This is a genomic window from Actinomadura sp. 1N219 (genome assembly GCF_044326405.1).
Taxonomy (GTDB): Bacteria; Actinomycetota; Actinomycetes; order Streptosporangiales; family Streptosporangiaceae; genus Spirillospora.
This window is the reverse complement of the sequence record NZ_JBIRAY010000001.1, coordinates 926,534-940,253: the sequence shown is the minus strand read 5'-3', so window position 1 is coordinate 940,253 and position 13,720 is coordinate 926,534. Positions and strand designations below refer to the sequence as shown.

The window sequence follows — 13,720 nt, the reverse complement described above, 5'->3', positions numbered from 1 at the left end:
TCCTCACCGCGTAGCCGCATGCTCGGTCACTAAGACCGGGCGACAGGGGCGGGTGCCACGATTCCGTCCGGGTAGCGGTCGAGCTGGTCCGGGTCGTACAGGGTGAGCGCGTGGTCGGCGACGTCCCGGACGCGGGCGTGGGCGGCGAGGGCCTCGTAGATGTTCTCGCAGATCCCGATCGGGTGATCGGTGTCGAGGTTGCGGCGGGTGAAGTACGCGTCGGTGACGGTGACCACGCCCGCGTCGGTGTCGATCTCGACGGCCATGGACGCGCGGTGGTGGGAGCCCGTCCACCAGGTCCGCAGGCCGGGCGCCACCTCGTCCTCGTCGGCGAGCAGCCGCACCCGGTCCCAGGCCTCGTGGGTCAGGTACGCCAGGACGTCCGGGGGCAGGCTCGACCAGCGGTCGTCGTGCGGATGGGCGTGCGTGCGGTGGAAATGCGTCCAGCCGCGTTCGGTCAGGCCGATCCGGGCGTTGGGGAACAGCGGCACGTTCGAGGTGGTGTACAGCTGCAACGGCGTGAGCAGGACGTGGGTGACGTCGGCCCGGTCGACGCCGAGGGCCGCGAGCTGGTCGGGCAGCCACTGGCCGGCCTCGCGGCGCATCGCCGCGCGCTCGCCGAGGAAGCCCGCCCACTGCCGGTTCATCGGGGTGAGGTCTTCGGCGGGCCCCGTCCCGATCAGCGCGGTCACCCCCGGCCCCTGGACGAGGAAGGCCTGGAACGCCAGGCGGTACCAGTGATCCCAGTCCGACATCCAGTAGACCTCCGGGCCCGGGACGTCCCCGTCGCCGAGATGCAGCAGTCTGACTCCGTATCGCATGTACGTCTCGCCTCTCCGATTCAGGGGCGCAGGAGCGCCTTGACGACGTCCTGGCGGCCGCGCATCAGCGCGGTGAAGATCTCCGGGCCGTCCGCCAGGCTGAACGAGGTGGCCCAGTCGAGCGGGACGCGGCCGGCCAGCTTGAGCGCCGCGGCGAAGTCGATGCCGGTGTAGCAGTACGAGCCGAGGACTCGCTTCTCCTGCCGCACGATGTGCCGGCCGTCGAAGCCCGGCTCGGCGCTGAGCAGCCCGATCCACACGGCGGTGCCGCCAGGGCGCAGGAGCCGGACGGAGTCCCGGTGGGTGACGTGCGCGCCGACGGCGTCGATCACGACGTCGAACTCCCCGGCGAGCTCCGCGCCGACGCGGGACGCGCCGAGGCGCGCGGCGACCGCCAGCCGCCGTTCGGACAGGTCGCAGACCTCGACACGGTCGGAGATGTCCCGCGCGGCGAGCAGGGTCACCAGCCCGATCGTGCCCGCGCCGATGACGCCGATCCGGGCGCCGGGCGCCGGGTCGGCCAGCCGCAGCGCGTGCACCGCGTTCGCCAGCGGCTCGACCATCGCCGCCACCTCGGCGTCCATGCCGGGTTCGAGGACGTGCAGCGCCCGCTCCGGCACCGCGACGGCCTCGGCGAAGCCGCCGGGGCGGTGGATGCCGAGGATCGCGCGCTCCCGGCACAGGTGGTCGTCGCCGGCGCGGCACCGGTCGCAGGCCCCGCAGCTCAGCAGCGGGTTGACGGTGACGCGCCGGCCGTCCTCGGTGACGCCCGCGAGCTCGTGGCCCATGATGAGCGGCGGCTTGCGGAAGTCGGTGTGCAGGATGCCGTGCAGCTCGCTTCCGCAGATCCCGGCGGCCTCGATCCGGACGAGCACCTCGCCCTCCCCGGCGACGGGCCGGTCCACGTCGAGCAGTTCGACCGTGCCCGGTCCGGTGAATACGAGAGCCTTCACTGTGTTCGTCCTTCGTTCTCGGAGTGGGGGCGATGGCGGCAGTCGGCGCGGTGACGGAGGCGCGGAATCAGGCCCGGCGGGGAATCAGGCACCCTCGCGTGCGGGCGTCCTGTCGAGCAGCTCGCGGACCTTCTCCGCCGCCCGCACCCGCAGCCGCGGCAGCGACCGGGTGGACAGGTAGGCGATGTGCGGGGTGACCAGGACGCGGGGATGGTCCGCGACGCGGGCGGAGACGTCCTCGGGCGGTTCGGAGGACAGCACGTCCAGCGAGGCGAAGCCCAGCTCGCCGGAGTCGAGGACGTCCAGCAGCGCCGCCTCGTCCACGAGGGCGCCGCGGGCCGTGTTGACCAGGTGACCGTCGGGGCCGAGCGCCGCCAGCACGTCCCGGCCCGCGATCCCGCGCGTCTCCGCGGTGGACGGCAGGTGCAGCGACAGGTGCCGGACCGCCGCCGCCAGCTCGGGCAGGGTCGGCCACACCGTCACGTCGTCGGGCATGTCCTCGACGAGCGGGTCCCAGACGTGCACGGGGAACCCGAGCGCCCGGACCCGGACGGCGAGCGAGCGGCCGATCCTGCCGAACCCGGCGATGCCGACCGGGTCCTCGGCCGGCGGGCGCGGCCTGGCGATGCCCTCGGTCGTCCAGCCGCGGCTGGAGTAGCCGCGGCTTCCCTCGGTGAGGCGGCGGTTGCGGGCGTAGATGGACGCGGCGGCGTGGTCGGCGACCTCGGCGAGGCAGTAGTCGTCGACGTTGCCTACCTGGACGCCGAGGTCGGCGGCCGCGGCGAGGTCGATGGTGTCCAGGCCGATCCCGTAGCGGACCACGGCGCGCAGCCGCGGCAGCCCTTCCAGGACGCGCCGCGTGATCGGCGCCCACTGGGTGAGCAGCGCGTCCGCCTCGGCGGCGACGGCGAGGACCTCGTCCTCGGTCCTGGCCTGGTGCGCGGCCACCCGGTGGCCGCCGCCGAGCGCCTCCCGCTCGTGGGAGCCGTCGCCGAGGTTCGTGTCGGTGATCACGACGTTGTACATCAGCCCTCCTTCCACACTCTTGGTGCGTTCCAATTCATTCGGAGCCGGCGAAGGCGGAGGTCTCGCCCAGACCCTCGGGCCCCATGGCGAGGTAGCCGCCGTCGACGGGCAGCTCGGCGCCGGTGATGAAGCTCGCGTCCGGCGAGCACAGGAACGCGATCGCCTTGGCGACCTCGGCCGGCTCGCCGAGCCGCCGCATCAGGTGGTACCTGCCCCACACCGGCTCCCACCTGGCGCGGTCGCCGTCGGCGGCGCGGGCCACCTCCGGCGTCCAGATCCAGCCGGGGCTGACGGTGTTGGCGCGGATGCCGTCGGGCGCGAGGTCCATGGCCATGCACCGGGTCAGGTTGACGATCGCCGCCTTGGTCGCGTTGTAGGTCCAGCGGGCGGGCTGGGCGATGTGGGCGGAGATGCTCGCCGTGTTGACGATGGCCGCCCCCTCGGTGCGGGCCAGCAGGGGATGCGCGGCCTGCACCACGTTGGAGATGCCCTTGACGTTGACGCTCAGAACGCGGTCCCAGTCGGCGGACGTCACGTCCAGGCCCTTGGCGATGAAACTGACGGCGCAGTTGACGACCATGTCGACGCGCCCCAGGTCGTCCCCGGTCTCCCGGACGGCGGCCGTGACGGACGCGGCGTCGGAGACGTCCACCGTGTGGGCGGTGGCCCGGCCTCCCGCGTCCTCGATGCCGCGGACCACGCCGGCCAGGCCGCCGCCGTCGATGTCGAGCGCGATGACGTGCGCGCCCCGCGCCGCCAGCTCGCGCGCGGTCGCCGCGCCGATGCCCGAGGCGGCGCCGGTGACGACTCCGACCCGTTCGTCCCACTCCACTGTGCTCCCCTTCCGTTCCGCGTGGCCGCTCACCCGCGCGCCCCGGCCGTTGGTCCGCGTCCGCGTGGCCGCTAGCTGGACAGCCACATGTCGTCGAACTCGACGATCCGCCCGCGCAGCCGGCTCGGCTCGTCGAGGTCCGGGCTGTGCACGGTCTTGCGGGAGATGTAGGCGACGGGCTGCCCCGTCGTCCACACCCACGGCAGCTGCTCGGCCAGGACCGTGTCCGCCTCGGCCCACAGCCGCTTCTGCTCGGCGGGGTCCGCGGTGCGGCGCGCCGCGTCCGCGGCCGCGTCGAACCGCTTGTCCTTGAAGCCCATGTTGTTGAGGTCGCCGGACGAGTGGAAGAACCGGTACGGCAGCAGGTCGGGGGTCAGGAACCCGGCCATCGACCAGCAGGTCGCCTGGTACTTCTGCCCGAAGAAGGTCTCCAGCGCGGTGGCGCCCTCCTGGATCTCGATCTTGAGCTTCATCCCGGCGGCGGCGAGCTGCCGCTCGATGACCTGCGTCTCGTTCACCACCGCGCGGCACGTGTAGGTGAACTCGAACGGGCGGCCGGTGGCCTGCTCGTACTGCTGGACGAGCGCCTTCGCGCCCGCGAGGTCGAACCCGGGGTCGGCCGCCGGGTTGTGGAACGGGTCGCCCTTCGGGAAGAGGTTGACCGCCGGGCCGGTGAGGCCCTCCTTGGTCAGCGCGACGATCTCCGGCCGGTTCAGCGCCTTGGACACGGCCTGCCGGGCGCGGGGGTCGTTGAACGGCGGCTGGTCCATGTTGAGCGCGATGCTGTTCTGGTCGCTGCCGACGCCCTGCTCGTAGTTGAGCGAGCTGTTCGCCTTGGCCTGCTTCTGGACCGTCGGGTCGATGCTGGACGCGACGTCCACGGTGCCCGACTGCAGGGCCTGGTACTGCGCCTGCTCGTCGGCGATCGTGCTGATGACGACCTTGTCGAGGCGGATCTTCTGGTTCTTGTTCCAGTAGTTCGGGTTGCGGACGAGCGTCACCGGCTTGCCCGGCGCCCACGACTCCAGCTTGAACGGCCCGAGGCCGGCGGCGTGCGCGGTGTAGTCCTTCCCGTACTTCTTCAGCGCGGCCGGGGAGGCGATGTACCCGGCCGTCCCCGAGCCGTCGAACGCCAGCGTGTACGGGAAGTTCGCGAACGGGTACTTCAGCTTGAAGACGACGGTCTCCGCGTCCGGCGCGCGCACCGACGCCACCGACGACAGCAGCGACGCCGCCGTCGACGCGGTCTTCGGGTCGAGGTGGCGGTCCATGTTGAACTTGACCGCGTCGGCGTCGAACGGGGTGCCGTCGCTGAACTGCACGCCGGCGGGCAGCTTCATCGTCCAGGTCTTGAGGTCGTCGGACGCGGTCAGCGACTTGGCGATGTGCGGGGTCGGCTTGTCGCCGACCTTCTGCACCTTCATCAGCGTGTCGTAGATCGCCACGCCCACCTGGGCCATCGCGTTCGCGGAGCCCTTCGCCGGATCCAGCTCGGTCAGGGCGGAGCTCATGCTCACCTTCAGCGTCCCGCCGGAGCGGGGCGTCCCGCCCGACGAGCCTCCCGCCCCGCAGCCCGCCATCGTCACGGTCATCAGCACCGCCGCGCCGGCCGCCGTGGCCAGGGTGGTCGTGCCGCCGCGTCTGCGCCGGTCGGTCATGGTCATACTCCTTCGGGGATCGGCCGGACGCCCTCGCCGGGCGCGGCCGGGTTGTGCGGGGGGCGAATCACGTCGGGGTGCCCTTCGAGGCATCGGCCGCCTGTGTCGCAGGGGCGGCCGCGTCCACACCCTGGAAGGGGTGGTGGCAGGCGGCCCGGTGCTCGCCGCCGGAGGGTTCGGGCGCCGGGCGCTCGGAGGCGCAGACGTCCGTCGCGGACGGGCACAGCGGCTCGAACGGGCAGCCGGGCTGCGACCGCCCGTCCCCGCCGACGCCCGGCCGCATCCGCAGCCGGACCTCGTCCTCGGCCCACAGGTCGGGCGACGGGACGGAGTCGTGCAGGATCACGGTGTACGGGTGGAGCGGCGCCCCGGCCACCCGCGGCGTCGGGCCCTCCTCGACGACGGTCCCGCCGTACATCACGGCGGTCCGGTCGCAGAGCGACGCCACGACCGACAGGTCGTGCGAGATGAACAGCATGGTGAGGCCCTGTTCGGCGCGCAGCTCGGCGAGCAGCTCCAGGATCTGCGCCTGGATGGACACGTCCAGCGCCGAGACGGGCTCGTCGCAGATGAGCACGTCCGGCCGCAGGATGGTGGCCCTGGCGATGGCCGCGCGCTGGCATTGCCCGCCGGACACCTCGCCGGGACGCCGTCCCGCCAGCTGCGCGGTGATGCCGACCCGCGCCAGCTCGGCGAGCGCCCGCTCGCGCCGTTCGGCCTTGGAGCCGCGCTTGTGCACGCGCAGCGGCTCGATCACCGAGTCGAGCAGGGACCGCTTGGGGTTGAACGAGCCCGCCGGGTTCTGGAAGATCGCCTGCACGGCCGAGCGCAGCGCCGGGTCCCTTCGCCGGACGGGACGTCCCCGCAGCTCAAGGGCGCCCGAGGTGAGCGGCTGCAGCCCGAGCATGGCGCGGGCCGTGGTGGACTTGCCGCAGCCCGACTCCCCCACCAGGCCCAGGATCTCGCCCTTGCGCAGGGTGAGGGACACGTCCCGCACCGCCTCGAACGGCCGCCCGTCCCGTCCGGGGAAGGCGACCTTTCCGCGGCTGAGCCGCAGCACCGCCTCGTCGCCGGTCACTTCGCCGCCTCCCTTCCCGGCTCGGCATGGTCCTCGGGGTTCCAGCACGCGAAGCGGTGACCGTCGTCGCCTGGCAGGTCGGCCAGGGCCGGCGCGTCGGCCGCGCACTCGTCCAGCGCCGCGGCGCAGCGGGGCGCGAAGCGGCAGCCGGGCGGCGGGTCGAGCAGGTTCGGCGGGAGCCCGCCGATCGGCCTCGGGAGGACCTGGCGGTCCCCGCCCCAGCGGGGAATCGCGTCCATGAGCGCCCGCGTGTAGCGCATCGCGGGCCGCGCGAAGACGTCCCGGACCGCGCCCGTCTCCACGACGCGCCCCGCGTACATGACCGCCACCCGGTCGGTGTGCCGGCCGATGACGCCGAGGTCGTGGCTGACCATGACCAGGCCGATGGAGAACTCGCGGCACAGCTCGTCGAAGAGCTCCAGGATGCGGGCCTGCACGGTGACGTCCAGCGCGGTGGTCGGCTCGTCGGCGAACAGCAGCTTCGGCCGCCCGGCCATCGCGATCGCGATCATCACGCGCTGCCGCATCCCGCCGGACAGCTCGTGCGCGCGGGACCCGGCCCGCTCCGCCGCCCTGGGGATGCCGACGAGGTCCAGCAGCTCGACCGCGCGGCGCGCGGCCTCGCGGCGGCCCACCCCGGGGACGCGGCGCACCGCCTCGGCGACCTGCTCCCCGATCGGTGTGATCGGGTGCAGGGAGCTGAGCGGGTCCTGGAAGACCATGGCGGCGACGCGTCCCCAGATCGCGCGGCGGCCGCGTTCGGGCAGGGACAGGACGGGGCGGCCGTCGATCAGCACCTCGCCGGAGATCCGCGCCTCGCGCGGCCTGGTCAGGCCGAGCGCCGTCCGGGACAGGACGCTCTTGCCCGAGCCGGACTCGCCGACGATGCCGACGCGCTCGCCGTGCCCGACCCGCAGGCTGACGCCGTCGACGGCCCGGACGGGCCCGGCGGGGGTCGGGAACTCCACGACCAGGTCGCGGATGGTGAGGACGTCCCCGTCCGTGCGGACGGGCGCGGTGGGCGCGGTGGACACGGTCCGCTGCTCGCTCATGCGGCGCCTCCCCCGGTCGTGCCGTCGTCGACCAGGAACCGGTCGGACAGCAGGTTCAGGCTCAGGATGGTGAACATCAGGAACGCCGACGGGACGAGGATCATCAGCGGGTCCGTCGCGACGTGCAGCCGGCCCTCGCTGATCATGGTTCCCCAGGTCGGCTGGGGCAGCGGGACGCCGATCCCGAGGAAGCTCAGCCCGCCCTCGATGATGATCGCGCGGCCCACGTTGACCAGCGCGAACGCCAGGATCGCCTCGGCGATGGAGGGCAGCACGTCGCGCCGCAGGATCCCCGCCGCGGGCGTGCCGATGACCTGGCTCGCCTCGACGAACTCGCGGCCGAGGACCGACAGCGTCTGCGCGCGGGCCAGCCGGACGAAGACCGGGATCATCGGCAGCGTGATCGCGATCATGACGTTGCCGGTGGATCCGCCGAGGAAGGCGGTCAGCGCGAGCGCGAGCACCAGTCCCGGGAACGCGAGGATCACGTCCACCACGAACGAGACGACCGCGTCCACCGGGCCGCGCGCGTAGGCGGCCAGCATTCCGAGGGGCACGCCGATCACGATGGAGATCAGCGTGGAGCCGAGCCCGATCAGCAGCGACACCCGCGCCCCGTCGAGCGCGCGGGCCAGCAGGTCGCGGCCGAGGTTGTCGGTGCCGAGCAGATGGTCGGCCGACGGCCCGGCCAGCCGGGCGGTCGCGTCCAGCCGGAGCGGGTCGAGGTCGAGCAGGGTCGGGAGCAGCAGCATGGATGCGATGAGCAGCGCCAGCCAGCCGGCCGACAGGAGGTCCGTGACGCCGGCCGCGCGAGCGCGCCGCTTGCGCGCGGGGGCGGGGCGCGCGTTCGGGCGCACCATGCCGCGCATGCCTGTCCGGACGGTCATCCCGCACCTCCCGCGGCCGGTGTCCCGGCCGGGCCGAGCCTCGGGTCGAGGACGCCGTACAGCACGTCCACCAGCCGGTTGATCAGGACGAACGCCACCGCGATCACCAGGACGATCCCCTGGACCTCGACGTAGTCGCGGCCCTGCACCGCGCTGACCAGCTCGGCGCCGAGCCCGGGGAGCCCGAACAGCGACTCCACCACGACGGTCGAGCCGATCAGCGTGCCGACCGTGACCCCGACCGAGGTGCTCAGCCCGAGCAGGCTCGGCCGCAGCGCGTGCCGGACGATGATCCGGGCCGGGGACACGCCCTTCGCCCGCGCCACCGCCATGAAGTCGCGGCTCAGCGTCTCCACCAGGTCGGCGCGCAGCACTCGCTGGTACAGCGCGAACGGCGCGGCGGCCAGCGCGATGGACGGCATGATCATGCTCGCCAGGTGCCGGGCGGGATCCTCGCTCCACGGCGTGTACCCGTTGGACGGGAGCCAGCCGAGGCTGACCGACAGCACCCAGATCAGCAGGACGCCGATCACGAAGTTCGGCATCGACAGGGTCGTGAACACCCACAGGCTGATGCCGCGGTCGACTCCGGTGCGGCGGCGGGTGGCCGCCGCGATCGCCGCGGGCACCGCGAGCGCGAGCGCGATGAGCTGGCTGAACACGACCAGCTCGACGGTGACCGGGACCCGCTCGGCGATGATGTCGGTGACGCTCTGGCCGGTGCGGTAGGACGACCCGAGGTCTCCCTGGAGGACGCCGCCGACCCAGTCGGCGAAGCGGGCGCCGAGCGGCCGGTCGAGGCCGAGCTGGTGGCGCAGCTCCGCCACCGCCTCCGGTGTCGCGTTGGTGGGGCCGAGGATCTGCCGCGCGGGATCGCCCGGCAGGAGCTGCATGCTGAGGAAGCACAGCGAGGCGACGATCAGCAGGATCGCCACGAGCCGGACGACGCGCAGGACGGCCCGGGCCCATCCCGGCACGGCGAGCGCGCTCATGACCGTCCCTCCGCGGTCAGCACGAGCGTGTGGCGCCCCGGCCCGAACGCGGCCGTACCGGCGGCGCCCGCGGGGGTGTTCGTGAGGCGCAGGCCGTCGGGCGGGGTCACCTCGGCGCGGGCGGCGGGCGGCAGGTCCAGTTCGTGCACGATCCGGCCGTCCTCGCGGCGCCACGCAGAGCGCACCGTCCCGGCCGCGCTGTCGTAGGTCGCCTTCGCCCAGTCGAGCCCCTCGGGGTAGGACGGCCGGACGCGCACGACGCCGTCCCACGCGGTGCTGGACGCGTCGAGACCGGCGACGTCCTCGAACAGGTACCGGCCGACAGCGCCGAGCGCGCAGTGGTTGAAGGAGTTCATCTCGGCGGTGGACAGGGTCCCGTCCTCGGCGATGCCGTCCCACTTCTCCCAGATCGTGGTCCCGCCCTTGCGGATCATGTGCAGCCAGCCCGGCATCTCCTCGCGCAGGAGGAGCCGTCCGGCCAGGTCGGCGTGCCCGTTCCGCGCCAGGACCGGCAGGACGTGCTCGACGCCGTGGATGCCCGTCGTGACGTGCCCGACCCGTTCGACGAGGTCGCGCAGGTGCCCCGCGACGGCGACGGCGTCCTCGCCCCGGACGAGCCCGAAGCCGACGGCCTGCGCGTAGACGGTCTGCGTCGCGCCGTCGATCGTGCGGTCGGAGGTGAGGAAAGCCTTCAGGTACGCGGACCGGATCTCCTCCGCCCGCTCGGCGTGCCGCGCGGCGATCTCGGTCCGGCCGAGCCGCGCAGCGATCTCGGCGAACTGGACGTGGGACCGGTAGGTGTGCGCGGTGGCGTGCACGTCCTTCGGCGCGGTCGAGAAGGCCCCCGTGTAGGCGTACCCGGGGTGGACCGTCTCGCCGGGCCGTTCCGGGATCGACAGCCAGTCGCCGAAGTTCGCGCCGACCGCCTCCCGCCGAATGCCGTCCGGGTTGTTCCGGTCGACGTGGGCGAGGTAGCGGGCGATCGCGTCGAAGTGCCGTTCCGCGGTCACCGTGTCGCCGTACCGTTCCAGCAGGAGGTGGACGATCCGCACGTATCCGTCGGCCCAGCCCGGCGCGCCCGGCGAGAGGTGGCCCGGCGGGACCACGGGCACGTAGGAGCGGATCGCGCCATCCTCGGTCTGGGCGTCGGCCGCGTCCTGGGCGAACTTGGCGTAGAAGGCGCCGACGTGGAAGTGGTAGGCGGCCGTCGGGGCGATCACCCCCGCGTCCCCGAGCCAGCCGAGCCGCTCGTCGCGCTGCGGGCAGTCGGTGGCGACCTCCAGGAAGTTGTCGCGGACCGTCCACTCGACGGCGCTGCTCAGCGCGGTGAGCCGCTCATCGGAGCATTCGAACGCGCCGGAACGGTCGTGCCCGGTCTCGATGGAGACGGCGCTGACGGACGTGTCGTCGCGGACCTTCAGCGCCAGGTGCGGCGAGACCGTCGGCAGGCCCCACACCTCGGCGTACCGGAAACCGTGCACGGTGAAGTCGGTCTCCAGGCGGTGCGGGCCGTGATCGCCCACCGTGTAGCGGTCCTCCTGGAAGGCCCCGCGCAGGTTGTCGCGATAGACCAGGTTGTCCGGGGTGAGGATCTCGCCGTGCCGGACGATCAGCTCCACGGACGGCTCCGCGGTGGTCTCCAACCGCGTCCAGCCGACGAGGTTCTGCCCGAAGTCGAAGACCGCCGGGCCGCGGGCGTGCTCGTGGACGAGCCGTCCCGCGTGCACCTCGTGCACCCGGATCGAGTCGTGCGGCTGCGGGACGATCTCGGCGTCCGGCGGGCCGACCACCTCGGCGGCCGTCCAGCCGCGGTCGTCGAACCCCGCCGACCGCCAGCCGTCCGGCTCCAGCCGGCGGTCCTGAGTCTCGCCGCGCAGCATGTCCGAGGCGAGCAGCGCGCCGTGGCCGGCCCGCCAGGAACCGTCCGACACGACCCGGCGGACCCCGCCGCCGCCCGTCACGATCTCGGCTTGGGCGAGGAACGCCGGGCGGTCCCCGTAGAGGCCCGGCTCCCGGACGAGCCCGACCCGTCCCGCGTACCATCCCTTGGCCAGCGCGACCGCGATGGTGTTCGGCCCCTTCCGGAAGAGGCCGGTGCAGTCGAAGGTCTGGTGGTGCACGCGGATGCCGTAATCAGTCCAGCCTGGACGCAGCAGCGCGTCTTCCGTGACCTCGGTGCCGTTCACCCAGACGCGGTACAGACCGAGCGCTGTCGCGTACAGGCGGGCGTGCGCCGGAGCATCCTCCAGGGTGAACTCCGTGCGCAGATACGGGCACGGGTCATAGCTCTCGCGCCGGTGCGGCAGCAGCGGCCCCGCGATCCAGGACGCCTCCCAATCGGCGGGTTCCGCCAGGCCGACCTCGAAGGACGCCGTCTCGCTCATGACCCGCCCGCCACCGGTGGTGGTCGCGGCCACGCGCCAATACCGGCGCGCCCGCGAGCCGAGGCGCTCCCCGTCGTAGACCGTCCGGGGAACGGTGAGCCCGCGCCGCTGCCAGATCGGCTCGGCGAGCCCGGGATCGGACCCGACCGTCACCTCATATCCCCGGCCGAGGTCGAGCGTTCCCGTGCCGGCGGTCGTCCACGACAGCAGCGGCCCGCGCGGGGGCAGCCCGAGCGGATCGACCCGATGACCGGCCCGCAGGCTCCGCAGTTCGACTCCGTCCCGGCCGTTCACGATGGCGCTCCCTTCCGTTCACCGGTGTCCCGCAGGGCGCGGCGCAGGATCTTCCCGCTCGCCGTCCTGGGCAGGTCGGTCACGATCTCCACGGCGCGCGGGCACTTGTAGGCGGCCAGCGCCTGCCGGACGAAGCTGATGAGCTCCTCCGGCGTCGCCCGCGCGCCCGCGTGCAGCACGACGTAGCCCTTGACCGTCTCGCCGCGGTAGTCGTCGGGGACGCCGACCACCGCCGCCTCCCGCACCGCCGCGTGCTCCTGCAGCGCGTCCTCCACCTCGCGCGGCCAGACCTTGAACCCGCTGGCGTTGATCTGGTCCTTCGCGCGGTCGACCACGTAGCACCAGCCGTCCTCGTCGAGCCACGCGACGTCGCCGGTGCGGAGCACGCCACCGGGCAGGCCCGCGCCGGTCGCCTCGGGGTTCCGCCAGTAGCCGGCCACCACGCCGGGCCCTTCGATGACCAGCTCGCCGGGCGTCCCGGGAGGCGGTTCGCGGCCGTCCTCGGAGACCACGCGGGCGACGACGCCCGGCACGGGCGGGCCGACCGACAGCGCTCCCGCGACTCTGTGCTCGGCCCCGAGCGGGGTCATGTGGGTGATCGACGTGGACTCGGTGAGCCCGTAGGCGTTGTGCAGCCGGTGGCCGAAGACGGCTGCGGCGCGTTCGGCGACCGCCGGGGCGATGGGGGCGCCGCCGGAGTAGAGCGCCTTCACCGACCTGAACCGCGCGGGCTCCGCCGCCGGCAGCGCCATGATCGCCTTGTACGCCGTGATCGCCGCGATGGTGAAGGTGACCGACCGGCGCTCGAACGCCTCCAGGGCCACCTCCGGGTGGAAGCGGTAGGTCAGCACCAGCTCGGCCGGGGCCAGCAGCGCCACCGCCAGATGCCCGACGAGGCCGGTGATGTGGCAGAGCGGCGCCATGCCGAGCACGACGTCCCCCGGCCCGACCCCGGCGCGGTCGCGGTAGACCGCCGCGCCGAAGGCCAGGTTGGCGTGCGTGGTCATCGCGCCTTTGGGGGGCCCGGTCGTGCCGGACGTGTAGACGAGCAACGCGAGATCGTCCTCGGCGAGCGGCGAGCCGGGGGTGCCGGGCGCGTACCGGGCGATCAGCTCCGCCATGTCGTCGGCGCCCGGATGCGCCTGCCGGGCACTGTCGGCGAGCAGCCTCCGGTCATCGGCGGACTGGTGGTCGAGCTCGGAGGTCGTCACGACGAACTCGACCGCGGTGTCCGGCAGCGCCGCCTCGGCCAGGCCGTGGGAACGTTCCAGGCACACCAGCGCGCGGGCGCCCGAATCCGCGAGAACGTGGTGGAGCTCCCGCGTCCGGTACATCGGGTTGACCGGGACGACCACCGCGCCGATCCGCCAGGCGGCCAGCGCCGCCACGACGAACTGCGGCACGTTCTGCAGGCAGACCGCCAGCCGGTCGCCGTGACCGAACCCGCGCGCCAGGAGCGCCGCCGCGAACGCCGCCGCCTGCGCCTCCACCTCACCGCGATCGAGCGTGCGATCGAAGTAGGTGAGCGCGGGGGCGCCGGGTTCTCGGCGGACGGCTTGCGCCCAGGCCTGCAGGAGAGTCATCGTCCTTGGCTCCGCCGCATCTTCCGCGGACGCGTCCGGCGCGGCGTCGTATCGGACATCAGAGACTCCCTGAAACGTGTCTGGGTCACCGGCCAGCGGGAGTGGCCGTGGAATCGCATTCGGCCAACTACGGAGATGCTCAGATATCAGCCACAGCATG

Annotated in this window: 11 protein-coding genes; all 11 read right to left on the bottom strand. The window is 73.3% G+C overall.

Annotated elements, in window-relative coordinates; genetic code table 11:
- Positions 1–29: 29 nt before the first annotated feature.
- The 11 genes from ACH35V_RS04255 to ACH35V_RS04205 all read right to left on the bottom strand — a co-directional run bounded on the left by ACH35V_RS04255 (position 30) and on the right by ACH35V_RS04205 (position 13,560).
- Positions 30–821: a hypothetical protein gene (locus ACH35V_RS04255; protein WP_395970187.1), complete on the bottom strand. Its 792-nt coding sequence runs from the start codon at positions 819–821 to the stop codon at positions 30–32.
- 20 nt (positions 822–841) lie between these two features.
- The gene (locus ACH35V_RS04250; RefSeq protein WP_395970186.1) at positions 842–1,774 is read right to left on the bottom strand and encodes an alcohol dehydrogenase catalytic domain-containing protein; all 933 of its coding nucleotides are present in this window, start codon (positions 1,772–1,774) and stop codon (positions 842–844) included.
- A gap of 84 nt (positions 1,775–1,858) precedes the next feature.
- Entirely contained in the window at positions 1,859–2,800 is a 942-nt protein-coding gene (locus tag ACH35V_RS04245) for a C-terminal binding protein (protein WP_395970185.1), read from the bottom strand.
- 34 nt (positions 2,801–2,834) lie between these two features.
- Positions 2,835–3,632 (bottom strand): SDR family NAD(P)-dependent oxidoreductase, encoded by a 798-nt coding sequence (locus ACH35V_RS04240; RefSeq protein ID WP_395970184.1) that lies wholly within the window; start codon positions 3,630–3,632, stop codon positions 2,835–2,837.
- Between the two features lie 71 nt (positions 3,633–3,703).
- Entirely contained in the window at positions 3,704–5,290 is a 1,587-nt protein-coding gene (locus ACH35V_RS04235) for an ABC transporter substrate-binding protein (RefSeq protein ID WP_395970183.1), read from the bottom strand.
- 67 nt (positions 5,291–5,357) lie between these two features.
- Entirely contained in the window at positions 5,358–6,368 is a 1,011-nt protein-coding gene (locus ACH35V_RS04230; RefSeq protein WP_395970182.1) for an ABC transporter ATP-binding protein, read from the bottom strand.
- On the bottom strand, positions 6,365–7,420 hold the full coding sequence (locus ACH35V_RS04225) for an ABC transporter ATP-binding protein (protein WP_395970181.1): 1,056 nt from the start codon (positions 7,418–7,420) through the stop codon (positions 6,365–6,367). Before ACH35V_RS04225 ends, ACH35V_RS04230 begins: the two co-directional genes overlap by 4 nt.
- On the bottom strand, positions 7,417–8,307 hold the full coding sequence (locus ACH35V_RS04220) for an ABC transporter permease (protein ID WP_395970180.1): 891 nt from the start codon (positions 8,305–8,307) through the stop codon (positions 7,417–7,419). The genes ACH35V_RS04225 and ACH35V_RS04220 overlap by 4 nt, the downstream gene beginning before the upstream one ends.
- Positions 8,304–9,299, bottom strand: a complete 996-nt coding sequence (locus tag ACH35V_RS04215; protein ID WP_395970179.1) for an ABC transporter permease — start codon at positions 9,297–9,299, stop codon at positions 8,304–8,306. Before ACH35V_RS04215 ends, ACH35V_RS04220 begins: the two co-directional genes overlap by 4 nt.
- Entirely contained in the window at positions 9,296–11,977 is a 2,682-nt protein-coding gene (locus ACH35V_RS04210; RefSeq protein ID WP_395970178.1) for a family 78 glycoside hydrolase catalytic domain, read from the bottom strand. Before ACH35V_RS04210 ends, ACH35V_RS04215 begins: the two co-directional genes overlap by 4 nt.
- Positions 11,974–13,560, bottom strand: a complete 1,587-nt coding sequence (locus tag ACH35V_RS04205) for a class I adenylate-forming enzyme family protein (protein ID WP_395970177.1) — start codon at positions 13,558–13,560, stop codon at positions 11,974–11,976. Before ACH35V_RS04205 ends, ACH35V_RS04210 begins: the two co-directional genes overlap by 4 nt.
- Positions 13,561–13,720 lie beyond the last annotated feature (160 nt).

Excerpts from the sequence above, each read along its gene's own strand:
- ACH35V_RS04215 (WP_395970179.1), bottom strand. The coding sequence starts at position 9,299 with ATGAGCGCGCTCGCCGTGCCGGGATGGGCCCGGGCCGTCCTGCGCGTC.
- ACH35V_RS04255 (WP_395970187.1), bottom strand. The coding sequence starts at position 821 with ATGCGATACGGAGTCAGACTGCTGCATCTCGGCGACGGGGACGTCCCG.
- ACH35V_RS04225 (WP_395970181.1), bottom strand. The coding sequence starts at position 7,420 with ATGAGCGAGCAGCGGACCGTGTCCACCGCGCCCACCGCGCCCGTCCGC.
- ACH35V_RS04220 (WP_395970180.1), bottom strand. The coding sequence starts at position 8,307 with ATGACCGTCCGGACAGGCATGCGCGGCATGGTGCGCCCGAACGCGCGC.
- ACH35V_RS04235 (WP_395970183.1), bottom strand. The coding sequence starts at position 5,290 with ATGACCGACCGGCGCAGACGCGGCGGCACGACCACCCTGGCCACGGCG.
- ACH35V_RS04245 (WP_395970185.1), bottom strand. The coding sequence starts at position 2,800 with ATGTACAACGTCGTGATCACCGACACGAACCTCGGCGACGGCTCCCAC.
- ACH35V_RS04205 (WP_395970177.1), bottom strand. The coding sequence starts at position 13,560 with ATGACTCTCCTGCAGGCCTGGGCGCAAGCCGTCCGCCGAGAACCCGGC.